General features: G+C 41.3%; 16 protein-coding genes and 1 CRISPR repeat array. All 16 genes read right to left on the bottom strand.

Annotation, left to right across the window (positions count from 1 at the left end; all coding sequences use genetic code 11):
* Positions 1-25: 25 nt before the first annotated feature.
* A CRISPR array of direct repeats spans positions 26-1998; the repeat unit is 29 nt; unit sequence GTTTCAATTCCAAATGGTTCAATTAAAAG.
* A gap of 213 nt (positions 1999-2211) precedes the next feature.
* The gene (gene cas2 / locus AC06MN_RS01060) at positions 2212-2475 is read right to left on the bottom strand and encodes a CRISPR-associated endonuclease Cas2 (protein WP_475670507.1); all 264 of its coding nucleotides are present in this window, start codon (positions 2473-2475) and stop codon (positions 2212-2214) included.
* Between the two features lies 1 nt (position 2476).
* On the bottom strand, positions 2477-3496 hold the full coding sequence (cas1b, locus tag AC06MN_RS01055) for a type I-B CRISPR-associated endonuclease Cas1b (RefSeq protein ID WP_475670506.1): 1020 nt from the start codon (positions 3494-3496) through the stop codon (positions 2477-2479).
* Entirely contained in the window at positions 3493-4005 is a 513-nt protein-coding gene (gene cas4, locus AC06MN_RS01050) for a CRISPR-associated protein Cas4 (RefSeq protein WP_475670505.1), read from the bottom strand. Before cas4 ends, cas1b begins: the two co-directional genes overlap by 4 nt.
* Before the next feature lie 4 nt (positions 4006-4009).
* A complete protein-coding gene (locus tag AC06MN_RS01045; RefSeq protein ID WP_475670504.1) occupies positions 4010-5014 on the bottom strand; it encodes a virulence RhuM family protein in 1005 nt (334 codons plus the stop codon).
* A 112-nt stretch (positions 5015-5126) separates the two neighbouring features.
* Positions 5127-7355 carry a CRISPR-associated helicase Cas3' gene (cas3, locus tag AC06MN_RS01040; RefSeq protein ID WP_475670503.1) on the bottom strand — a complete coding sequence of 743 codons (2229 nt, stop codon included), beginning with the start codon at positions 7353-7355 and terminating at the stop codon, positions 5127-5129.
* Positions 7339-8028: a type I-B CRISPR-associated protein Cas5b gene (gene cas5b / locus AC06MN_RS01035; protein WP_475670502.1), complete on the bottom strand. Its 690-nt coding sequence runs from the start codon at positions 8026-8028 to the stop codon at positions 7339-7341. The genes cas3 and cas5b overlap by 17 nt, the downstream gene beginning before the upstream one ends.
* Positions 8025-9125, bottom strand: a complete 1101-nt coding sequence (gene cas7i, locus AC06MN_RS01030) for a type I-B CRISPR-associated protein Cas7/Cst2/DevR (protein WP_475670501.1) — start codon at positions 9123-9125, stop codon at positions 8025-8027. The genes cas5b and cas7i overlap by 4 nt, the downstream gene beginning before the upstream one ends.
* Before the next feature lie 11 nt (positions 9126-9136).
* A complete protein-coding gene (locus tag AC06MN_RS01025; RefSeq protein ID WP_475670500.1) occupies positions 9137-10771 on the bottom strand; it encodes a hypothetical protein in 1635 nt (544 codons plus the stop codon).
* A 194-nt stretch (positions 10772-10965) separates the two neighbouring features.
* Positions 10966-11748 carry a CRISPR-associated endoribonuclease Cas6 gene (gene cas6 / locus AC06MN_RS01020; RefSeq protein WP_475670499.1) on the bottom strand — a complete coding sequence of 261 codons (783 nt, stop codon included), beginning with the start codon at positions 11746-11748 and terminating at the stop codon, positions 10966-10968.
* 388 nt (positions 11749-12136) lie between these two features.
* The gene (locus AC06MN_RS01015; protein WP_475670498.1) at positions 12137-14413 is read right to left on the bottom strand and encodes a C10 family peptidase; all 2277 of its coding nucleotides are present in this window, start codon (positions 14411-14413) and stop codon (positions 12137-12139) included.
* Between the two features lie 151 nt (positions 14414-14564).
* Positions 14565-17642: a C10 family peptidase gene (locus AC06MN_RS01010; RefSeq protein ID WP_475670497.1), complete on the bottom strand. Its 3078-nt coding sequence runs from the start codon at positions 17640-17642 to the stop codon at positions 14565-14567.
* Between the two features lie 323 nt (positions 17643-17965).
* Entirely contained in the window at positions 17966-18865 is a 900-nt protein-coding gene (gene fic / locus AC06MN_RS01005; protein ID WP_475670496.1) for a protein adenylyltransferase Fic, read from the bottom strand.
* A 36-nt stretch (positions 18866-18901) separates the two neighbouring features.
* Entirely contained in the window at positions 18902-20167 is a 1266-nt protein-coding gene (locus AC06MN_RS01000) for an asparagine synthetase B (protein ID WP_475670495.1), read from the bottom strand.
* Between the two features lie 35 nt (positions 20168-20202).
* On the bottom strand, positions 20203-22446 hold the full coding sequence (locus AC06MN_RS00995; RefSeq protein ID WP_475670494.1) for a leucine-rich repeat domain-containing protein: 2244 nt from the start codon (positions 22444-22446) through the stop codon (positions 20203-20205).
* Positions 22447-22463: 17 nt separating this feature from the next.
* On the bottom strand, positions 22464-24092 hold the full coding sequence (locus AC06MN_RS00990; protein ID WP_475670493.1) for a leucine-rich repeat domain-containing protein: 1629 nt from the start codon (positions 24090-24092) through the stop codon (positions 22464-22466).
* A gap of 11 nt (positions 24093-24103) precedes the next feature.
* A complete protein-coding gene (locus tag AC06MN_RS00985) occupies positions 24104-25027 on the bottom strand; it encodes a helix-hairpin-helix domain-containing protein (protein WP_475670492.1) in 924 nt (307 codons plus the stop codon).
* Position 25028: the final 1 nt, after the last annotated feature.

Below are 25028 nucleotides of genomic sequence, written 5' to 3'. Positions count from 1 at the left end.
AGCAACGCTAAGGTATTTTACCATGGTTTCAATTCCAAATGGTTCAATTAAAAGAGCCGAGGCTGTCAGATACTATTCATCTGAAGACAGTTTCAATTCCAAATGGTTCAATTAAAAGCCAGGCTGAAATGGTCGTTCACGGGCAGCCAGACTTGTTTCAATTCCAAATGGTTCAATTAAAAGAAAACAAAGTGAAAGATTTCACCATTTCTTCGCAGATGTTTCAATTCCAAATGGTTCAATTAAAAGTCCGTATTCAGTTCGAAATGGACATGTTTGAAGCATGTTTCAATTCCAAATGGTTCAATTAAAAGGGTTCTATGAGATCATGGCCGTGAAAGCCGGTGCAGTTTCAATTCCAAATGGTTCAATTAAAAGCTTGCTTCAATCTGCTCCCGCTGTTCGGCATTGTTTCGTTTCAATTCCAAATGGTTCAATTAAAAGGCTGCATACGCCTTCCGCAAGTCGGTGGCCGACGAAGGTTTCAATTCCAAATGGTTCAATTAAAAGAAAATGAGCGAGGACTCTGAATGGGGCTATTCTTCAGTTTCAATTCCAAATGGTTCAATTAAAAGGACAGGACTAAACGGCGTGTTCGCAATTAAACCAGAGTTTCAATTCCAAATGGTTCAATTAAAAGAAATTTAAAATCCTATCTTTAATTTTTTATAATAGGTTTCAATTCCAAATGGTTCAATTAAAAGGTTACAGGTCTTTATCGCTGTGATTCCTTAAACCTGTTTCAATTCCAAATGGTTCAATTAAAAGACAAAAATCAATATCATGATAGACATTGTTAACGCCGTTTCAATTCCAAATGGTTCAATTAAAAGATTCAAGAGTTTCTAAATAGGTTGCGTGTTGCTTTTGTTTCAATTCCAAATGGTTCAATTAAAAGATTTTGAATTGCCTCGGATATCGTGCAATTCCAAAGTTTCAATTCCAAATGGTTCAATTAAAAGAATCCGTTGGATTTAAGCTATTTAGTTAGTTCTTGTGTTTCAATTCCAAATGGTTCAATTAAAAGATCACAATTTTTAAACTTCTGGTAATAAAAGGTCAAGTTTCAATTCCAAATGGTTCAATTAAAAGACCTTTCTTTCAGCTTGAAGTGACCTTAAAAATTTTGTTTCAATTCCAAATGGTTCAATTAAAAGTTTCCTTTTTGACTTCCTGAAATTGCCAATACGCAGTTTCAATTCCAAATGGTTCAATTAAAAGATGGTGGAAAAGTCAACCCTTGTGGCTTGCTCCCGTTTCAATTCCAAATGGTTCAATTAAAAGAAAACCTTGCAATTCTGTTTATCTTGCTGTTATAAAGTTTCAATTCCAAATGGTTCAATTAAAAGTGTTGAAAGTCAGGCTTTTTTGGTCGGATTACGGTAGTTTCAATTCCAAATGGTTCAATTAAAAGCTTGGGCTTCTTGCTTATGCTCGCATTTATTATGATGTTTCAATTCCAAATGGTTCAATTAAAAGGAAATTTGATTTCTTTACTCCTTCTGCTGATAACTGGTTTCAATTCCAAATGGTTCAATTAAAAGACTTAAAACGGCGATTATTGATTATGAATAATAGTGTTTCAATTCCAAATGGTTCAATTAAAAGCCCAAGAACGTGAATTTGCACAGCAGGAATACCTTAGTTTCAATTCCAAATGGTTCAATTAAAAGGACATAAATAGAATTTGTGACAAACTCATTAAATGAGTTTCAATTCCAAATGGTTCAATTAAAAGAAAATAACGAAACGAAATGACTATTCAACCATACATGTTTCAATTCCAAATGGTTCAATTAAAAGGAAACACTGGAAGCAGGAATATCAATGTTACGGCTGGTTTCAATTCCAAATGGTTCAATTAAAAGTGCAAACTGGGAGACTGTAAGCCCTAAGCTGGTGGTGTTTCAATTCCAAATGGTTCAATTAAAAGCGCGACAAATGGGCTTTTATTTAGTCCATTCAATTCGTTTCAATTCCAAATGGTTCAATTAAAAGCCGCCAAAATGAAAAACAAGCATTGCTGATTCTCAAATACTTGTTCCTCATTTTGACGGCACAAAACTATAGAAAAATCGTCAATGTGCAATAATAAAAATTCACTGGAGCTTCGACAATCATTTATTTCTCTGATTTTCAACATGTCAAAGAACACAGGTCTTTATTTTATCCTTTTTTAAGGCACAAAATAATATCTTCGACAACTTTCACCTATAGGAAATTGTCCAAATCATTCAGCTCCTTCCCCACTATTTCCTTGTTCATCCAATGGGTGTTCTGACTCGAAAAAACGATCATGCTGTCGCTCTTCTCGTCCATTATTTTTTTCGCTTTTCCCTTCAGCTCCATCAGCTTCACCTCGGTAATCTCGCCTTCGAAAACCGAATTCTGTATCCAGTTCAGATACTGTCGGCACAGCTTCAGCATCTTCCCCACCCTTTTCTCTCCTATGTCGTAAACCAGAATCACATACATCTTACCACCACATTTTGAAAGGTTTATATTCCTCGATGCCAAGCAGATGCTTGCTCAGCTTGTAACATTCCAACTTGATCAGATGACGGTAGCTGACGCTTCTGTTCAAGGTTCGGTGCTGTATGGTCTCGTTCAACTTGTCTTCAAAATTGCGGACAAAGATTTTCTTCCCTTCTTCGTTCAGAATGCAGCGGTTCAGTTTCTTGTCGAAATGCTTTTCCTGCAATTCCTTTTTGTTCAGCACCTTGAAAATGACCCTGTCAACGATTATTGGCTTGAAGATTTCCGATATGTCCAGACAAAGCGAATAGCGTCTTTCACCCGGCGTGTGTAAATAACTGATGGTCGGATTCAATTGGGTCTGATGGATGGCGCACAGACATTGAGTGTAGCACATCATGTTGCCAAACGAAATCAAGGCATTCACCTCGTTTTGGGGCGGCTGCTTGCTACGACCTTCCATCTGGAAATCATTCAAAATCAAGTCAAAAGCCTCGTAATAGCAGTTTCTGATGTTGCCTTCAATGCCCATCAGTTCATCGACTTCGGCAGTTTCCGCAATGCGTTCCGCCAGTGTTTCAATGCGCCCGATGAAAGGCTGCATGTCTTTTCCTCGCTTGTCGTAATATTTTAAGTTCTTGACCATGTTGAAAGCGGCACCTTCAATGAATTTCTGAGCAATGGCCACACGTTTTTTCTTGTTCTGGTAATGGCCGACCTGTTCAATCAGCATTTTGCCCGAAAGCAAGGCATCGCGCGGCATGAACGAACCGGTGTAGTTTTCGTAATAATCGAAGAAATGGACGGCAACGTCTTTCTGTCCAAGGAAATTGAACAAGGCACTGTTGGCCCGCAACGAACCGAAGGCATAAAACTCACCGACATCCTCAACGGGCAGATAGCGAGGTTGCCCCGGATTGACAAACTCGCCCATCGCATCTTCTTCGTAAGGCGTGAATTTCAAAGTGTTGTCACGGCGTTCCAACACGCCCGGATTGAACAGATAATAGGATTTCTTCATATTTCTTCCTCCCCTGAATAACAGAAATCGAAATAGCTACAGTTTTTGCAAATGCCTTTCTTGGCCGATGGCGGGCAGGTCTCGCTTTCGATAATCCGCTGAATTTCAGCCGACATTTCAACGATGGTTTCACGGTCGATGTCGCTTAACACGACTTCCTCGGTCTTGCGCAGTTTCGGATATTCCAGAATGCCAGTCACACCTTCAATGCCGTTTCTTTCAAAAACATAGAGGTAATATTTCAGTTGCCACTCATGGGCTTTCTCCACTTTGTCCGACTTCTTGATTTCGTGAATCACCTTGCTTTTCGCATCGTAATAATCGACCTTAATGCCTTCAACCTCAACTTCTTCGTAGCGGGCCGAGCGTTGCGGATAGCTTTCTTGGTGAATCAGTTTGCCTTCGTACACCAAATCGGAGTTCTGCTCCATGTTGATGCCATTGGCAAAAAGCCACAATTTGCGGTGACAAAGCTGATAGTAATTGAAATGTGTGCCGGTGATTTGCATATAACTAAGGTTTTAACAGTTTCCTTTGCTCTTCCTCAAACTGCTCAATAAAATGAATTTCAACAGCCGAAAGTTGGTATTGTGTTCTTTCCTTGAACTTTGCGTATTCCGAATCAGCCTTTTCTTTTGCTATTTCCGCCGAAATCGTTCCCGCATGAGTCAATAGGTCTTTACCCGACAGCTTCAGGAAATCATCGAGTTTGGCGATCCAATCTTTCATATACATTGGCTTGTGTTCCTTCGCCTGCAATTCGGCAAAATCGAGATATAAACTGACAATACGGTTCAACGTGTCGATTTCATCTTCCGACAGGTAATTCTTGGCAAATTCAGCATCACTTTTCTTGGGCATTACGCCAGTCCATGTGGTCAGACCCATAAAATCTTTCTGAGCATCCGCCCGATCGTAAATTATTTCTGCGGCCGTATGTCCGTGGACGGCATAGTGCATTTTGTTTTGTACCGTCTTGAAAAACAATCGGGTGTATTCTGCCCGAGGGTCATAATCGATGCTGAGTGCATATATTTCGAGCACTTTCCTGTAGAACACCTTTTCAGATGAACGTATGTCTCTTATTCGGGCCAGCAATTCATCGAAATAGTTGCCCCCGCCGGCACGTTTCAGCAACTCGTCATTCATGGCAAAGCCCTTAATCAGATACTCTTTCAGGACCTTGGTCGCCCACATTCTGAATTGCACGCCACGATAGGAATTCACCCGGTAGCCTACGCTGATAATCATATCGAGATTGTAGAAAGCAATCTGTCTTTCCACCTCCCTTCCACCTTCATTTTGAACTGTTGCAAAAAACGCAACGGTTGAACTTTCGTCAAGCTCTCCGCATTCAAAAATGTTTTTGACGTGCCTCGAAATGGTCGATTTGTTCCGTTGGAACAGCTCGGCCATCTGGTCAAGCGTCAGCCACACGGTTTCGTTCACCAAGGTCACTTCTATCTTCGAAACGCCGTCAGCGGTTTGGTACAATAGTATTTCTCCTGTGTTTGACATAAGTCTGATTATTATGAATATAGATTCAACACCACCCAAAAAGTGCGGAAAATAATGTTGTTGGTTAGTTCTGAAGTTTGAGAGTTAGTATTAGACATAATCAACAAAATCTTTATAATGAAACATCATCGAAATCACCTGCATCTTCTTCATCAACGAGAAGGCCTAATTCCTTATCGTACTTTCTCCTTATCACAAGTACGTTTTTCTCTCCATTTTTGTAATCAGCGTATTCATAGCAGATTCTCTGCGAAACAACATCTTCATTCCGATACATATATTTAAACTTACTTTCCCGAATCTGTACCAATAAGCCATCAGCTTTAACAAAAGCACTATTCGACAATCTTTCCCGATATTTTTTCAACTGTGAGATTGGCAACACCTTAACGCCATCAAATTGTCGATAAAAATCTTCTTCCCTTTGCTCACTATCACGCAAAGGTTTCAAATAATTATCGACATCATATCCTAGAAGACCTCTAACACTTTCAAATTCTTTTTTCTGTTTTTCATTCCAATCAGGATAAACAAAATCTATCAATTCCTGCCATTCATCTTCCTGAATTATTCCATCATTTCTGCTTTCAATTTTCCTGATGCTTTCCAAAGTGCGTTCAATTACATCTTCATCATCGTAAATGAATTTGTCTTTAGCACTTCTTTCATCAAAAACAAAACACGGACAAATGCCTTTTTTGCGTTTTCTATTGACGCGCCCAAACCTTTGAATCAAAGCATCCAATGGAGCCGGTTCAGTATAAATCACATCAAAATCAATATCAAGACTGACTTCCACCGCCTGAGTGCCAACCAACAATTGGGTCTGCTCTGATTGTAAATCTCTTTCTTTCTCAAATCTGTCATCAGCATTAAACGATCCATGAAGCAACACTTTGTCGGCACACGACAACTGTTTATAAACCACTTGTGAACGTTCAACGGTATTGCAGACAACTAACACCTTTTTGCCATTATCAATGTCTTTTTGTATGACTTCCAAAGAATCAAGCAATTGCCCTTTCAGGAGCCTAACAGAATGTCTTGCAAACGATTCATATAATTTCTTATCAGCAACAATAGATGTAAATTCGCCCAATGTCTTTTCCAATTCTTTTCTCAAAAAACTTGGCAATGTCGCAGTCATCACATACACTTTTACCCCAAGTTTCTTGACTGCAAAATCTATCAAGACAATTATTTGCGCAAACGTACTTGCGTCATAAGCATGGATTTCATCAAAAATAAAGTAGCCTCCCGACCATTCAAATACGCCTTTTTCAAAACCTTTCAAACAAAACAGATGTTTCAGCAATTGAAATGGAGTTACAATTTTTATTGGAGTGACTAAGGTCTTAAAATCTTCCATCAATTGTTTTTTCATCAAATCCGAATGAACAGAATCGTCAGAATCCATTTTGTTTTCCAAATACTGAGCCAACTTTCCATGAATCATTCCGACTTTCACATCATTCGAAGCCATATCTTTACTCAGTCTCTCATACATGGCATTGATTGAAGCTGTATAAGGCAAAATATAAAAAGTTCTGCCTTGACCATTTGTATCAATTTGATTTTTCAGCCACAAAAGCGACGATTCTGTTTTTCCAGAACCAGTCGGAGCAGTCAAAATCACATTTTCTGCCGTATGACACGATTTTTCCTGATGGGAATAAAATGGAAATTTGAATAAAAAATCGAAGTCCTTTTGCTCCAATTTGTGAATGGTTTTGATTCCTGCGGAAGCCAAATGGTCACATTCCTTCAAAGCACCAACCAACAATAATTCCTGTTGGTCATAAATCTGATTATTTTTGGAAATCGAAGAAACATATCTGACAATGTCAAAATCCGAACATTCATTCCTTCTATATCCAAACGATACTATCAAATCCCAAAGTTCCTTTTTGTCAATCTTACAAAATTCATCTTGGAAAGCGTTTTCTTCTCCAACTAACTTATAATTATCCCGAATAAAAGAACGCAATTGGTGAAAACATTTATGATGCCCAAAAACAGCAAACATCACTTGTTCCTTTTGCCTTTGAGGTATGTCAAGTTGATTTATAAAAGGAAGAGAAAATAACTCATGGCGTTGAAAACACCATGAGTTATTCACATGTAATAACATTTTCTGAAATTCAGGATGAGCTTTGCCCAAATCGTGAAATACAACGCTTGTCCGTAGCAAATCCCAAAACACGTTTTTTTCACCAATCGGAAGATTCGGGATGCTCTGCTTTAATTGATCATAGATTAACAGGCAATCTTTGACATGCTGTGCAAGCGTAATTTCAGGCTCAGATTTTGCCAAAATCGGTTTATCATTCAAAGCATTCATTTTTGAAATCCAATTTGTGAAAATAAATGTCAACTTCCCTTCCATCAATCACATCTCGATATGCAGTAAGATATGTCTGGAAATCATTTGAATTGTAAGGTATTACAGAATAAGCTTGTGTTCCAATGTTTCTACGCACTCGAGTATTAGTAAAATATTGAGGAAGAGGCTGTATTATTCCTGGCAAAAAATTCCCCATAAAAGGAATGATTTGTCCTTTTATTTTTGTACAATTCACTATTTGCTTCATCTCAACCTCACCCAAATAATGAATAGTAGCTAAATCCGAACTTCTGCCCAACAACAATTGATAATTGGGAGACAACAAGCTTCTAACAACTCTTTCATCAGTAAGATAAACAAACAGATTACAGTCGTATAAGAATTCTCTTCTGATTACATTTGACGTTCCATTTAATGAAGGAGCAGTGTTGTTCTTGCTAATCTTCTGAATTTGATATATTGTTTCTGTGTCAATAGCTTTTGTTGCAAATTTAAAGTAATAGCCGACAGATAAACCATTGTACTCTGAATACGAACCAGAAGCTGCATTAAACAATCCAAGAACAGTACTTAAAGGTGGAACTTCCAAAGTTGGTTGAAAACCAGAAATAACATTGGGGTATCGAAAACTTGATGTCCATGTTGTTATATGGAATTTTGATGCTTTCATTTAATCAATTTGCTAATCTCTTCACAAAAACTATCAATGACATTATTCACTGGTGAATAAAAGACCTTTTGACTTTCACCATTATACTCAAAACCATTGAGACTAATCAAATCACTATTGTATTCATTCCAAAAGCCACCTCTTTTCCCCACATACACATTTCCAATGAAATCATCTTTATATTCATTCAGCACCTCTTTAAAATCATCAATCCTAAAAATAGACTGATCATGATGAACAGGATCCGAAGAAACAATATGAGAAAAAGGATGATTCCCCGATTTCGTTATAGCAAGCACAATGAATTTCGGAGTAACATCAACCATATTATTTGTTTGCATTGCACCACCGCAAATGGTCTTTAATGCTTTTATGGTTTCAACAATTCTTTTCTTTCTTATCTCCCCATCCATTCTAAGAAGTTTTTCCTTATTTCCATCTTTATCAACGACAAAAGAATCCTCAATTGTGATGCAATCTTTTTGAATTTTCTGTGCCAAAGCGCTATTCAGGTTTTTGTACCCTGTTTTATTGTAATTTGAAAATGTTCCAACTTGTTCAATATCAATAGAGAACATTCCCTTCATTATCGCACTATATTCCTCCTTTCCGTATGGAACGGGAAAATCATTTTGTCTTGACATGCTGGAAAAATTTCTAGCGATCTGAGTATTTCCTATAGCAATCAAAGCAGAATTCTTCAAAGGTGCTATTCTTGTGACAGTTGCATCCTCCGTCTTTTCTTTTCCATTTTTTGCTTTTATAGGTTCTCCCTTTTCATCAAAAACGATTTCTTTGGCAGCTCGCATATAGCCAAACATATCATCATCAGGATACTTAAAAGGATTCGCCTCTGTATAGGCTACTCTTTTGTCCTTGTCATAAAACACTGGAGACAACTCCCAATTAAAATCATTTTGAAGAGTATTTCTCCACCAATAGCCCCAGGCTTGACCTGAAACATAAGGATACAACCTTCCTTCTTTGTTGATTTTTTTAGTTTCAACAGTGTTTTCAATTCCTGCGCGAGATACAACGCCAGCATTATTTAATGCAGCTGCATCAACATCAATCAAAATAAAACCTTGTACTTTCATCTTACTAATAATTAATTATTATTTTCTTCATTTAATTCTAACAATTCCTGTTCAGCAATATCAACCTTGATATTTTTTTCATGCAACTTCTGATATATGCAAATAAGAAACAAATCCCTGATTTCCGTCCACCCCGTTCCTTCGGGGAATAAATACTCCACAAACTCTCTCAACGTTACCAACGGAGTATTATTTTCATCCTTATAATTATGTTCTATTTGCTTAATGATAAAAGAACGTAATTCTCCACGATTCCCAACTTTTATTTTGGAAATCGTTGCACTGATATTATCATTATTATCAATGATATAATCTGACAATTTCTCAATTAATTCCAATGTTTTTGTATTCATATTTCTAATAATTATTTGATATTGTTTTACTATACGATAATCAAGAGGTTGACCAAACCCAGAAGGGTCCGTCCATTTAAGAATAAGCTGAATGATTGGCACACCCAACAACAAACGTTCATAAACAAGATTCTTCCACTTATATCTGACATTTTCAAATGAATAATCGAGAAAATAATCTCCGGTTTCCTTAATTACACCATTCTTTAACAATGATTTATTATTCGCAGACTCTTCCCATAACTTAAAAGCAGGATTTTTTTTCACATTATCGAACTCAGCCTTCTCAACTATATAACAATCCTGTTCTTTCTTATTCTTCTTTACGCCAAATTGATTTAATGACAGTTGAAGAGACTGATCCGACATTAATTTATCATATAACCGTTTTTCCAACAGATATACTTCTTTTGTATGTTCTTCATAATGCTGATTTTCGACATTGTACTTTGAATCATATTGATAAAACTTAACGTATTGAGCCTTCACAAAGCATTCCCATTGCCATCTATACTTTCTATTCATGCAAAAGCTATAAAAAGAGAAAACCCTTGATGGCAAATTATAAATATCAATATTTGGCTTTGCGGCAAAATTTGAAAAATGATATAAAGACAAAGAACACCCTTCATCATCCTCATCATCCAAAGCAGCAAGCGAATCATTAACAAAAGCAAAAAGAGCATTTGCAGGGTTTGAATATTTTGAACGAGGAGCAAATCTGAAATTAGTATTCGATAAAGCTTTACGGACATTCTCTTCAAAAAACAAATCAGAAACATTCTTTTTATTGCTAATTATCAACGCCATCTGATTTGAAACCAAACAACATGCCAGTGGTGCGAAAAAGAATCTTATTATCACTTCTTTTGAACAATACAATCCTTCTTCAAAATTGTGATGAAAATTCAAAAAAGTACTAGACCCCGTCAATATAGAATTATCTCTCCCTGCTTTGAATAGAACTGTGTATTTTCCAAGTATTCTACAAAACCCCTTGACAGAATCAGACTCTTCATTTATCAAACTTTTATAATATTTTCTAGTTTCTTCTTTTTTTTGTTGAGAATCAAACTGTCCCTGAGTAATTGTTGAATTCAAGAAAAACATATGCAGGCCTGCATTCCATCTATCAACATATATATCCATCGCCTTTTCTATCAATTGGAGAATATCATCATCCGGAAAACGCTTTGAAAACTCATTCAAGGCATACCCACCTGCATCAGCAAACGGATCACCCGTCGGGCAAGTCAACCAATCGTAATGTATCTTTTCTATTCTTTCATTCATATTTTATTATCTTTTTCGACTGCAAAAATAAATATATTTTCCAATATGTGATGAAGTTGAAAAAATTAATTTTTACACGCAAAAAAGCATCTATCAAAAAAAATGATTTATTTTTGCAATGCAACACCATTCACACACACATCTATTCAATTGAACCACAAGGAATTGAAAAATATGCGATGATGTTGCATTTTTCATTTACAAGCACTCCTAACGCACCCAAACCCCATACTGCACTCGCTCCCCACGCCACTTTCGTAGGCGATTTTCATCAGCTCCAAAGGTGCTTTCATAATGATACGGCACTGGTAGCCGATGACATAAATCGGGAACTGCGTATTGGCTTTCACTAAGACTTTCTTCCGTTTGGGTTCATTTACCAAATGGAAATCGAAATCTGCTACTGAGCCATCGAAAGGTTTGCCATAATAGGCTTCATACTTGCTTAAAAGAGCATTTAAAACCAAAGGCTTGGCATGCTCATCATCGGGCTGCAAGTATTCGTCGCCTTTGTCAGACTTGCTTTTCAGGCAAATCGGCGACATCGTTTCAAATGCCATCGTTTCGGCATACTCTGGCACCGGCATGACCTCAACATTGCACACCCAGAACTGAACCACATGCTGCTTGTCGCCAATCTCAAAAACCTGGTTTTGGAACAGACCTTCGATGAATTTCTCCGTAGTCTTTTCCGGCATGAACGAAATCTGCCATTCCACCGTATCCGACAATATCTGTATCAGATTCCGATCCAAAAGCACCCTCCGCTTTTCTATCTTGAACGGAGAATAAGTGAAAAGTTTAAAATGTTTGCCGCTTTCCGCGACAAATCCATTTTCGTGAAGCCATTGCGCATACTCCTCATTGGCACTCGCCAACAACCTATAAATCAATGCCGATTGCTCATATTGATAGTTAATAGGCAACAAGTTGCCAAAGGCTTTTCTGTTTACTTCCAATGTCAGTTTGAATCTCATATTCCAATTGTTTTTCAGGCTTCAAAAATACCAAAATTTCTTCAAATCAGCAAATCTGCAAAAAGGCTTCTGTTTTATGTGAGAATTAAAAAATAACCTGTAACGATAATAATTGTTTTTTCGCTTCGCTAAACGCAAATTATCGTAAATGAATCATAAATTATGAAAAGTTATAATTAAATGTATATCAGTTAATTCACACTAATTTTTGATAATTTGTGACAATTTGCGTTCAACAGGAAAACAATTGCTAACTTTGAAATGTGTTACAACTTATTTTTTTAGCGTTACTATATCTACATTCATAATTGATTGTTTCGTAAAAACTATAAACCAACAAAGGCTGACCAAATCGGCCAGCCTCTGTTTTTCATTTTGCAGGACAACATCAATGCATCACGGTGAAACGGCGTGAAGCGATGCCGTTAGCGGTACGGATAGTGGCATTGTAGATACCCGCTTCGTACTGTGTGGTGTTGATAATCACCTGATTTTCGGAGCAAGTGATGGTTCCGATAATCTGGCCCATCATGTTGCTGATGACGACTTCCGTCATGCCTTCGGCCTGAATGGTCAGGTTACCATTGGCAGGGTTCGGGAAAATGTTCATCTCAGCTTCGTTTTCGCAGACAGAAGTAACGGTTGCCGTCACATAGTCGTTGCCATCGTTAGCCCAAGCCGGAGTCGATTCGCAATGGTTGCGGTAAGCAGTCACCTTATAATAATAGGTGCCAGCTTCAACTTCATCGAAATATTCGTGAGCGGCCTTGTCGGCTTCGCCAACTTCCGTGTAAGTCACATTATCGGTTGAACGGTAAATCTTGAAGTTCTTAGGTTCGTCGGCATATTCCCAAGTCAAGAGGGTACCGAAAGCATCGCCTTCATAAACATATTCTGCAGCCAGATTGTCAGGAGGCAGGCAGCCGCTGCAATCGTTTTCTTCGGTGGTCAGCACGCTCGGAATGTTGGCTGATGAACCTGAGTAGGAATAGACTGATTCATTTGATGAGTTCTTAATGTTGATGGTGATGCTTTGCACCGTGCTTGATGGGGCGACCCACTTGAAGGTGACATTGCCTTCCGGAACACGCATCTGATAGCTGATAGGTGTTGATGAAGTCATGGTCAATTCCTCAACGACATTGCCAAAAGAGTTGACCAACTGAATCTTACCATCATTCCAGCCTTGGAAGTTGGTGGTCTGACCAACGATTTTCCAATAGCAGGTAGGACCATACTGGTATCTGTATTCAGCCACACGGCCTTTCATGTTGTTGGTGATGTAATAGACGGTGTAAACATAGCTGTCGAATTCCGGCACTTCATCGGTGAAAGACATGGTTGCGCCGGCAGCAACATTTTCCTGTGCAAACACTTGGACGCCATTGCGTTCGATGACAATCTTCTCGATGTTTTCAATGGTTTCACCACCATAATTCACCGAAGGATTTTCCCATGTGATGACACCTTGCTTTGAATTGGCATTGATGGCATTGATGTTCAGTTCAGGAGCTGCAACATAACCATCGTAGATATAATCAGGAATAAAGTTGAAGACAGCAGCATTGTACTCATTGAAATGGGAACCTGGAGGATTCACAGCATCGATGGCATAATAAGAATCGCCATAGCCGCTCCATCCGAAATTGAAGTGGAAATAGCGGTCGTCACGATAGCCGTCGCAAACGTAAGCGTGACCTTCGTTGCCATCAACACCTGAATAATAGAAAGGTATTCCACGATCCAAACTTTCGATGAGTTTGTCTTCCCATTGCGTTCTGCTGTATGAATCGCGGTAGAGAAGTTCGGCAGCCGAAGTGTATCTGAAATAGGTCGAAATAGCACCAGGGACATCACCCGACTGGGCACCGCTACCATTGTAACCATATTGCATGTCGATTGAAACGCCGCAATGCCACATCAGGCGTGCAACGGCATCAATCTGAACAGCCTGTGAGCCATTGGTGATTTGGATTGGCATGTTGTTCCAATCGTAATAGGTGTTTTCGAAATCGGCGGTCTGCATCGGGAAACCCTGTGGCGTGTAGGAATATGTTCCGGCACCATGATCAGGCCAGTTCCAGTATTTCATCACCATAGCCATGGCATCGGCAGCGCATCCGGCATAAACGTGGCCGCCAGGACCATAGTTGTGAGCCGGGCACAAACGGTTGTAAGGGCTGTCCTGGTTCCATTTCAGGTTAATCAGCGGATTGACGCCTTTTTCGCCTGACTTTTCGGAAACGCTGCCATCTTTGGCGAGACGCATCCACTGTTCAGCAATCTGAGTTTCCTGTTCCATACCGGTTTCAACGGCATAACTGATTTCTTTGGTGTAAAGACTCAGGAAATCGCGCATACCGTCAGGCATGTTGGCGGCATCGAAACTGCCCTCTTCGGAGAAAGCGAGGATAGGCTGCGCCACGTCATCGGCGGCGACAACCACAAAACCGCCTTCAAAGTTGAAGACATAGAGGGCTGCATTGCCATTGGCCTGCATGGAAGTGTAAGCCAAATTCAGGTTGCTGACTTGTTTTGCAACGGCGAGGTTGCGGTTGGCGAACTTCAAGCCGTATTCCTTGGCTTGGTTCACATCGACTGGTGAGGCCACGACTTGCGCAAACGAAAGCGCCAAGGCCATCACGAAAAATAATGTTTTTCTCATTTGTTATTAAGTTTGATATTGAATTTCCAATTTGTTGCTTTTGGCTTTTAGCCTTTAGCTTCTGGCTGATTATTCATTTAAACAAAACCATTATTTAATATAACGATTCATCATGCCAATAGCCATTTTGCATAAAACCCATATTTTCTAATTACTTCATCACAGAAACACGCTGTGTGGTTTCGCCGTATGCCGTGACAATCTTAACGAAATAAATGCCCGGCTGCTGCTGGCTAAGGTCAAGATTCAAGGCATCGCCTTCGCAAGCAATGGCATAAACCTGCTGACCGACAAGGTTGGTGACCGTCACCGATTTCATATCCTTTGCCTCAATCATGACGCTGCCGTTGGTCGGGTTAGGATAAATCTGGCAGTTGATTGTCAAATCAGCGACACCGGTATTGAAGTAACGGAGGAAATCTTCGCCCGTTGCCGTCAGTGCAAATTCCGATTCACATTCGGCATAAACGGCCTTCACCTGGAACTTGTAATCGAAGGCTTCTGTCATCGGACCAAAATCGAAACTGGTTTCGGCGAGGTTTTCGGTGACAACGACTGCCCCGCTTTGGGTGTCGGTAATGACCAAAGCATAACCGTCAGGAACTCTGTCAGCTGGAGCTGTCCATTCCAAATGGACTATACCGCTTTGCATAGTGCCATTGAAAGCAGTTGGAGCCGAGCAAGGCAAAACGGGTTCGCCCGAAACCGTGGCGCAAGCCTCATTAGTTGGTTCTGATTCCACCCCTTCCTTCATGGCGGTCACCTTATAACAATAGGTTTTGCCTTCTTCGACGGATTCATCCGTGAAGGTGTTTTCCGTAAGGTTTTCAGCAATGAGAACGCCATCGCGATAGAGCTTGTGGCTTTCAGCCAATGCAGCGTAATTCCATGCCAATTGGACACTATCCGTATTATCAACTACAACCAAACCATCAGGCGTGGCGGTCTTGTTATATTCCACAAAGAACTCATCCGGATTATACAAAGCCGCTGCATAGGCCGAAGTGCATTGAATGTCGGAATACATGGCTGTAATGGCATAATAGTACTTTCCTTCAGCAAGGCTGGCATTGTCCTTATATTCCAATGCCGTAGTAGGCTTTATCAATTGGTAGTTTTCACCTTCGGCCTTACGGTAAATCAGATAACCATTCGGTGTGCCGCCTTCAGGTGCTTCCCAATGGATAAATGGACGGCCATTGCTCTGGATTGTGAGATAGAGTCGCATAGGCGGTTCGCAACCCGAACCCGAATTGGCGCAATATTCGTTGGAAAGTTCCGATTCACCACCACTGCAAAGTGCCGACACACGGTAGCAATGGCCACCAATCGAAGTGTTTTCATCAAGGAATTGTTTCTCCGACGACATCTGGAAAATGAAGCCATCGCGATAGATGCAGTAACCAAATTCAGGCGTCACGTCTGATTCCCATGTAAGCAGAATGTTAGTATTGTCATCCTGTTGGGTGACAGCCTTCAAGTTGAAAGGTTCGGTGCAGATGTTTTCGTTGCCACAACCATTGTTGATATTGGCGATTTCGCCCGGTGCAAGTTGAGCAGAAGAACCGTTGTAACTGAACACCACATTACCATCGGCATCCTTGATGGAGAAACCGACTTTGCTGACAGCAGTTTCAGGTTCAACCCAAACAAACGAATTGCGACCCAAAGCCACCTGAATGTTCTCAACGGCGACCGATGACGAAACCATGGTCACAAAAGCCGTTTCGGTACCTGAACCATTTCTAACGGAGATGCCGCCACCATTCCATCCCTGAAAATCGCCGCCCGAAAGCACCACTTTCCACTGGCAATATGGACCGTATGAAACCGTATTATAGACAGGACGGCCATCCATGCCTCCATTGACCAGAATGACGGAATATTCAAATTGGTCGAAATACGGTACTTTGTCGGTATAGCTCATGTTAGCGCCGGCAGCCACATTTTCCTCTTCATGAATCACGAAACCATTGCGTTTGACAATGACCTTATCGAAAGTGGAAACCGTTGCACCACTGACCGTCACCGTCGGATTGACCCAAGAAAGCGTTCCAAACAGGGATTCATCGTTTTCAACAGTGATAACCAATGTGTCAGGTGCCACAGGCATTGCCGAATACAAATCTTTCGGAGCCATGTCAAGGATGACACCCTGGCCGCTGCTGTATTCAAAATCATCGCCATCGATGACAAAATAACCGTTACTGGCGCCGCCCCAACCCCAATTGAAATGGAAAAGATAATCAACGTCATAACCGTCGCAAATAAAAGCATGACCACCGTCGGCACCTGCATAGCCCGAGTAATAAATCGGCATATTCTGGTCCAAATTTGCACGGAGCATATCTTCCCAAACTCTTGTCGGTGTACCACCCTTTTCAACATAACGTGCTTCAGGAGCATAGCTGAAATATGTCGCCATGTCGCCTGGCACAGCTGGCGATTGAGCACCGCTGCCATCGGTAGCATAATCCATGTCGACGGCCACACCGCAATGATACGACAGAATTGCCACGGCATCGATTTCTTCATCTGTCGACTGGTTGCCCAATGACATAGGCATGATGTCCCAATTGTAAGTGGTTCCGCCAAAATCAGCCGACTGCTCGCCATAAACAGGATGCATATAACTGTGTGAGCCAGTGCCTTGTGCCGGATAATTCCAATACTTCATGATTTGGGCCATAGCAGTTGCCACGCAGCCAGTAGGTGTCCCGGGAGGGCAATATCTGTTGTACAATGGCGACTGATTCCATTTGGTCTGAATCAACGGGCCAACCACAGGAACGTTGCTGCCACGCGAAATGTTGCCATAGTTTTCAAGCTGTTTCCATTGTGCGGCAATGTCGGCAGAAGCATGGCTGCCTGCCTGAACGGCCTGAGCAATGCTTTCGGAAATTTCACCAAGGAAACACTTCATGTTTTCCGGACCGTTTTCGTAATCGAAAGCGCTTTCATCGGAATAAGCCAAAACGGGACGTGCGCAATCGTCGGCGGCAATGATCACAAAACCATTGCCAACGTTGAAGGCGTACATCGTGGCCATGCCGTTAGTGCCCCGGAGCGTGTACGACAAAACTGCCTCGTCAGCCGAACGCGAAAGGCCCGAATGATGTTTTGCAAAACTTGTTGCAAGACGTTGAGCCTTAGCAACATCGACAGGTTTTGCCTGAGCTATGCTCACACCCAAAAGGGCGATAATCAAGAAGAGTAAATGTCTTTTCATAGTTATAAGTTTGATGTTTCTTAATAAGGGGTCAAAAATAGGAATTTTATCAATAGTGACCAACATAAATTTCGATGGATTTTGTGTTAGTGATAATTAAAAAAACAACCTGTAATGGTAATAACTGTTTTTTCGCTTCGCTAAACGCAAATTTTCGTCAATGAATCATAAATATAAACCATAATTAGAAGTATATCAGTTAATTCACATTAATTTATGAAAAATTTGTGGCAATTTGCGTTCAACAGGAAAACAATGGCTAATGTATAGATTTGTTACAACTTATTATTTAAGGGTTACTTAGCAAAAATCCATGTCGCGTTTCATGCTTCATCAGCCTGCTCATAATAATATGAATAATCAATGCCTTTCATAAATATCTCGCGACTATTGATGTCGTCAGTCAAAGCCTTTTGAATCAAGTTCTTAATGGGTTGTGCATTGGTTGTACTTGCCTTCATGGCAGCAAGATAGTCTTTCTTGTCAATTCGGCTCCAGTCCACACACTGCTTCAGATTTTTTTTGAAAATCAGGTCAAGCCAGATACGGGTGCTGCGTCCATTGCCCTCCATGAATGGATGCGCCACATTCATCTCCACATATTTGTCCATGATTTCATCGAAAGTATTTTCCGGCATCTGTTCTATTTTCCTGAGATTCTCATGGAGATATTCGGCTCGGCAAAACAAAGTGCCATCTTTCCAAATCGTTTTTTGCCGTATTTGTCCTGCAAAATCATACAGACCTCCAAAGAGATAGGCGTGAATTTGTTGCAATCCTTGCACCGTACCAACGGGAATGGAATCCAGCATATTGCTCTCGAAAAGCGTGTAAGCCTTCTTCCTACTCTGGCCATCGATGGTATTGTCGCTATATGTGAGCCAATCAAGGAATTGGATTGCCCTTGCATTGTTGATGCTTCTTGCCAATTGAGCAACGCCATCAGCATTGAGCGTATCGGTGGCATATCTTTTGCCATCCACAGCCCTCAACTTCAGTTGGTTAGTGGCACTAACCAACTCAGGTTGTTCGCGTTTGAGTTTCGTTTTCAGATACTTCCAATAGTTACGATTCTTAGCATAGTCATCTTGCTGATTGATGGCACCAATGACATCCAGTACCGAGAAAAACCACTGCTGTTTTCCTGCATCCCACACAGCCCTGACTTCGCGGTCGTTATAAAAACGTATGGATATCTTATTCGTCTCGTTCTCCTTCATCATGCTTGATTTTTCTTCTGACAAAAAAACAAATCAAAATCACGTCTTCTGTTCTTTTTTCTTAGCCGCAGGAAACAAAATATTGTTCAGAATCAACCTGAAGCCTGGTGAATTGGTGTGCATTTCCAATTCCGTTGGCGGGTCGCCGACAATGTGGCGGTAGTCCTCGGGGTCGTGGCCGCCGAAAAAAGTCCAGAAACCGTTGCCGAAATTACCATGAATGTAACGGTCCTCATTCAATGCGGCATTATCGCCCAAAACGATGACCGAAGGTTTGACGTATGCCTTGTTGAAAGCCGTTGTCTGTCCCATGAAACCCTTAATCAGCCTTTCGTGGCATTGCGTGAGCATGGTTGGCACAGGATCCCACTTGGCGGAGAAATCGAAAAGCAGGAAATAGTCGTTCTGTTCCTGCACCATACGGCTGCGGCCTTCAGTGACATCAATATTGGAAATTTCGTATTCCTGAGGATTTGTCGAGATAGTGAAATCGGTGAATGCGAAGCAATTATCATAATTCAAGCGTTTGGTATCGCCGGCATGAATCGGGTCGCCATCGAACATGTAATCGCAGATGTCGAGACCATCGGCAGCAAGAGCCACATCGAAACTGTCGGGGGCAGAACACATGGCAAACATGTAACCGCCACCTGCCACAAACTCACGGATTTTCTTCGCCACAGCTAGTTTCAGTTGCGACACTTTCTGGAAACCCCATCGGTGTGCCGTTTCCTCCTGTAAGCGCACATCTTCCTGATACCAAGGATAATTGCGGTAGCGCGACCAGAATTTGCCATATTGTCCCGTGAAATCCTCGTGATGCAAATGCAGCCAGTCGTAGGTAGGCAATACGCCTTGCAAGACTTCATCATCGTAAACCACATCGTAAGGTATTTCTGCATAGGTCAGCACCATGGTCACGGCATCGTCCCAAGGCAGATTGTTTTTCGGTGCATAGACCGCAATGCGCGGCACTTTCTGTAACTTCATCTCGTCCATGTTCACGCCAGGATCAGCGATTTCGGCCAGGATTGCATCGGCCTGCGCATCAGCAATGACCTGATAGCTGACGCTGCGCATCTTGCACTCGCGCTCAAACATTTCGTGATACGGAATCAGATAACTCCCGCCTTTGTAGTTCAACAACCAGCTGATTTCCACCTCGCGTTGCAAGACCCAATAAGCCACGCCATACGCCTTCAGGTGATTGGTCTGGGTGTTGTCCATCGGGATAAGAATGTAGGCGGCTTTCGATGGAATTGTCAAAGCCAACAGTAATATTAAGATTAATCCAAATTTTTTCATTTCAGTTTAGTTTTTTACAGCAACTGCCAACAAAACTAATTCTTTACGATTTTCTGCATTGTCACGCTGCCATTTCGGTCAATGATTCTCACCAAATATAAGCCTGAAAGAAGACTCGAAACATCAACGATATTCGTTTCTTGGGCTACATTCCTCACCTTTTTCATGCATCTTCCCTGTAAATCAAACAATTCAATGGAAAGAATTTCGTCATCATCAATATGCAAGACATTCGTAACAGGATTAGGGAATACTTTCACGGATTCCGTTTCAAGTTCATTCAGTTGATCCCAAGGCGCACTGAAACGGGCTACAAGTGCCACATCTTCAGGAGCATCGAAACTATAAATCGGTTCCTCCGAGACACAAAGTGCGCCATTATACCAGCCCACAAACTCGGCATCTTCAACAGGAGTGGCTTTCACTATGGACAAGACATCATTGCACGAAGGCTGCCTGAGGATTTCAGCCACACCCGAAGTAATATTATTTGAAGCGACCGAAACCTCTGGGGAGACCGATTCGTAATGCGAAAATTCGCTCCAGCCCAAAGTGTTACGATAGATTGCTTCCGCCTCGCAAGGAACGTGAATTGTGTAAGGAGAAGGATTATAGAAAAAACAACTTTGGATATATGGCGGATAGATTGACTTGACATAAATGTCGGTCAGTTCGTCACAATAAGTGAAAATATCTGTTGCCATATTACCCACTCGGCTGCCAATAACCACCTCGGTTAAATTTGAGCAATAGGAAAAGGTTCCCGAAGGAATAGACTCCACCCCATTGCCTATGACACAACGACGCAAACTTGTACATTCCGTAAAAGCATCTTTGCCAATCGTACGCACCGAATTTGGAATTTCCAATTCAGTCACATTATTGCAAAAATAAAAACTTTTTTCGCCGATGTGCAAAACGCCTTCAGGCATATTGAGCGTCTGAAAATTACATTCCTCAAATGCTTTGTCCGGAATACGACGCACATTGCCACCCACATTGATTACCGAAACGCCATCACAATACCAGACAACGGGATCTGCTGACATACAGTTGATTGCATTATAGTTCACTGTTGATAATGCATTACAGGCAGAAGCAATCGATCCTTCGAAATACCTGACATTTTCACCGATGGTCAATTCCGTTAATGCGTAACACATATCGAAAACATCACCGCTATTGTCGCGGCTGTTATAAACGACATCATATACGGCTGTTTCTATCGCATTGCAAGCATAAAACACACTCGACCCAACGTATTCAAGATAACTGGGAAGCGTTACAGAATGTAAGCCATGACAGTTTTTGAAGACATAGTCTCCCAACTCGCGCATACTCTCAGAAAACACAATTTCCGTAATTCCAACACATCCGGAAAAAGCAGAATTCCCAACGCTGACGAGATGAGGCGGAAAACGAAGCGGTCCTGTCAGGCCAGAGCAGCCCCAAAAAGCAGAAACTTCAATCACTTCCAAGGATTCCGGCAAATCAAAACTGCCTGTCAGGTTACTAAGGTTTTTCAACAAGTTCTGCGGAATGCGCTTGACATTATCACCGAAAATGACCTTCTGCAAATTATCACAATAATCAAATGGACTATCTCCATAGTTGCCAACATTATGGCAATCTATGGCGTTATAATACAACGTGTCGAAAGTGTTATCGAACACACCGCCGCCAATCTCTTCCAGAGTTTCGGGTATGGTGATTGAACCGCTCAAGGCGCAATATTTGAAAGCCCAATCATCAATACGTTTCACCCTATCGCCAATATGCAAAGACGACAACGAATGGCATGAAAAAAAAGCCTGCTTATCCAAAGTATCGACATTGATTTCAAGATGACCGGCAATTCCGCTATACGCGAAAGCATGTTCTCCAATGTAATGCAAATTCTCACCAAATTCAACAGTAGCCAATGCACTGTCACTTTGGAATGCCTCCTCCCCGACTCGTTTCACCGTAGGCGGCATCGAAACTGAATTCAATTGTTCACAACTATAAAAAGCATGGTCGCCGATTGCCGTCACAGTATAAGCCGTTCCTTGAAAAAAAACTGTTGATGGAATCTCGACATCGCCCATAGGCTTGTCAAATCCCTGCCATGGCGCATAATAACTGAAATTCGGACATTCAATGGAGACATAATGATGTTCAGCATCGATGATGCTATAATATAAGACCTGACCCGTAGGGCACGCTGCCGAAAAATCGTAGGCGTAAGCATCCACGAAAAACACGACTGACAGCAATACAGTAACAAATAAACTCTTCATGACACTTTCATTATGTTTTACGGTTGAACAACTGCATCTTTTTCACCTTTCGCCGGAACAAAATGACCGACAACTTCTATATTTTCATCGACAGTGATGAACAATTGAGGATTCCTTGAGACAATGCTTCCGTTTTTTGTCCAATGCGAAAACCTCATGCCATCGTTAGGCTCAGCCAGCAACACTGCTTGGTCATCCTGACAATCAGGCTCATGCTGAATCGTGACAGTTCCCCATGCTTCATGACTTGATGTTGCCAAAAACTCATACACAAACTCTCCTGAAATCCGTTCAAACACATGCCAATAAGGATGATGCTGATACAGGTACACGATACCACACTCCACATGAACAGGAATATCGAAAGGCATACCCTCAAAAGAATCTTCCACAATTTCAGGTGGAATATGCGATTTGACATAAATTTCAGAGAACGGGCAATTCAAAAAGGCTTTTCCAAGCACCTTTTTCAAAGCTGTAGGCAACACCAACTGTCCCGACAGACCCGTGCAACCGCTGAAAGCCTCGTCCCAAATGGAAGTAAGATGTTCTGGCAGAACCAATTCGCCTGCAAAACTGACACAGCCCTTAAAAGCCCTTCGGCCTATGCTTTCCAAGGATGCAGGAAAACCAGATGGAATTTCGAGGCCTGAACAGTTCATAAATGCCTCATCATCAATTCTGGTGACTGTATTCGGCAAATGCAACTCACCCTGAAGTCCTGTACAGCCAGCGAAAACACCAGATTGGATTTCATAAAGATTGCACAAAATGGAAAGTCCCGTAAAACCCGAACAATTTTTAAAAGCATAATATTCAACATCGTAAGAGCCTTCCGGTAACACTAATTCCCCTATCATTCCTGAACAATTATAGAAACATCGTGTTCCTAACCTACTCAAAAACGGAGGTAAGGAAAGACTTGTGAAACCAGAGCAGTTCTGAAACGCTGACGATTCGATATATTTCACTCCATTTGGAATAATCAACGGACCTGTAAAACCACTACAGCCTTCAAACGCTTCGTTATCGATTTCAAACAATCCTTCCGATAGCGTCAAAGTGCCAGTAAAACCAGAGCAACCTTGAAAGGCATTAAAGCCAATGCCCTCCATAGTCTGTGGCAAGGTAAGGCTGGTAAAACCGCTGCAATTCAAAAACGACTCTCCTTGTATATAATTCAGATTTTCAGGAATCACCAAAGCACCAGTAAAACCCGAACATCCCGAAAACGCTTCACAATCAATTCCCACAATAGAACTCGGCAAGGTCAACGTGCCGTTAAAGCCCGAACAATCTTTAAAAGCCGAATCACCAATATCTCTTATTGTTGGCGGAAGTATGAGCGAACCTGTCAAATCTGTGCAATTCATAAAAGCATAATATCCTATCCGAACCACCGAATATGTCACGCCATTGTATTGCACTGAAGAAGGAATCAGCATCTCTCCTGCTGGTTTTTCATACCCGACCCAGTTATCCGAAGGGCGGACAACCGAGACCCAATTATGGTCAAAATCATCAATAATTCCATAATATAATGTTTGCCCTGTCTCACATTCCAGATAAAAATCATACTCATCAGCCCAAACCTTTGTATAAGGCAAAACTGAAACAAACAAAAATAAAAATAGTATTCTTTTCATTTTTCTATAAATTAAAACTTAACATACGATTCCAACATTGGGTTTAGTTCTCCGGCATTTTTCGTCACAGTTTGCAATTGCGCCCAGTTCTTAATCATGCCCTTTGTGTCGCGGTGCTTGAAAATGGCCTTCACCTTATCATAATCCAGATATGGATGATTGACCAGTGTCTTGAAATCATCGCGGTTGATGTCAACTTTCTTTGTTTCAACGGATTGGAATTGCAGATACGGCAAAACGGCCTGATAATGCACCGAATCCATGCCTTTCACTTCCAACAATTGTTCCAAATTCAGGAATCCGCCCAACTTATTGCGATAAGTCACGATTCGGGCTGCCAAATACGGACTGACTTTTGGCAACTGTCCGAACAAAGCCGAATCGGCAGCGTTGATTTCAACCATTGCAATCACCTTTGTTTCAGTCGGTTTCGATTCTTTTTCGGCATTACCTTTATCATCGTATTGGCGGTTTGAGTGGTCGTAAATGCTGCGGTTCATAGGCGGAATGACGATGAAAGGCTCCAGTTCCGCATACTCTTCATCGCTAATCGAATACATTTTCTTGACATCGTTTTTCGAGTAAAACTTGCCTCCTTTTGCCTCATAATTCTTGATGGTGCGTATCTGACGGTCGGTCAAACCCATTTTGCGCCATTCTTCCTCTGGTAAACCGTTGGGATTGAATGGAAAAGGCGTCAAATGCGGTTCATCGGCAACAACCTCCGAAGTCGGTTTCTCTGTTTGCGCATCCATGGCATTTTGGCGCGCCGCAATCAATGAATCCAAGGCATGAAATCCGTATGGTCCTGTTTCCTGATGAAATGGTTTCCAAATACTTAACACTATTAGAATGACAATTGCGGCAGCCAACGAAATGATGGCAACACGCTCGCCTTTGCTAAATCTCAGAAAACCATCGTTAAATTCGTCCATG

The sequence above is a fragment of the Candidatus Limimorpha sp. genome (genome assembly GCF_056203535.1).
The sequence above is the reverse complement of the archived record's forward strand: the minus strand, read 5'-3'. Positions and strand labels throughout refer to the sequence as shown.

Coding starts and splice junctions, on each gene's coding strand:
- AC06MN_RS00995 (WP_475670494.1), bottom strand. CDS start 22,446: ATGAAGAGTTTATTTGTTACTGTATTGCTGTCAGTCGTGTTTTTCGTG.
- AC06MN_RS01045 (WP_475670504.1), bottom strand. CDS start 5,014: ATGTCAAACACAGGAGAAATACTATTGTACCAAACCGCTGACGGCGTT.
- AC06MN_RS00985 (WP_475670492.1), bottom strand. CDS start 25,027: ATGGACGAATTTAACGATGGTTTTCTGAGATTTAGCAAAGGCGAGCGT.
- fic (WP_475670496.1), bottom strand. CDS start 18,865: ATGATGAAGGAGAACGAGACGAATAAGATATCCATACGTTTTTATAAC.
- cas3 (WP_475670503.1), bottom strand. CDS start 7,355: ATGAATGCTTTGAATGATAAACCGATTTTGGCAAAATCTGAGCCTGAA.
- AC06MN_RS01025 (WP_475670500.1), bottom strand. CDS start 10,771: ATGAATGAAAGAATAGAAAAGATACATTACGATTGGTTGACTTGCCCG.
- cas7i (WP_475670501.1), bottom strand. CDS start 9,125: ATGAAAGTACAAGGTTTTATTTTGATTGATGTTGATGCAGCTGCATTA.
- cas6 (WP_475670499.1), bottom strand. CDS start 11,748: ATGAGATTCAAACTGACATTGGAAGTAAACAGAAAAGCCTTTGGCAAC.
- cas1b (WP_475670506.1), bottom strand. CDS start 3,496: ATGAAGAAATCCTATTATCTGTTCAATCCGGGCGTGTTGGAACGCCGT.
- cas2 (WP_475670507.1), bottom strand. CDS start 2,475: ATGTATGTGATTCTGGTTTACGACATAGGAGAGAAAAGGGTGGGGAAG.
- AC06MN_RS00990 (WP_475670493.1), bottom strand. CDS start 24,092: ATGAAAAGAATACTATTTTTATTTTTGTTTGTTTCAGTTTTGCCTTAT.
- AC06MN_RS01015 (WP_475670498.1), bottom strand. CDS start 14,413: ATGAGAAAAACATTATTTTTCGTGATGGCCTTGGCGCTTTCGTTTGCG.
- AC06MN_RS01010 (WP_475670497.1), bottom strand. CDS start 17,642: ATGAAAAGACATTTACTCTTCTTGATTATCGCCCTTTTGGGTGTGAGC.
- cas4 (WP_475670505.1), bottom strand. CDS start 4,005: ATGCAAATCACCGGCACACATTTCAATTACTATCAGCTTTGTCACCGC.
- cas5b (WP_475670502.1), bottom strand. CDS start 8,028: ATGAAAGCATCAAAATTCCATATAACAACATGGACATCAAGTTTTCGA.
- AC06MN_RS01000 (WP_475670495.1), bottom strand. CDS start 20,167: ATGAAAAAATTTGGATTAATCTTAATATTACTGTTGGCTTTGACAATT.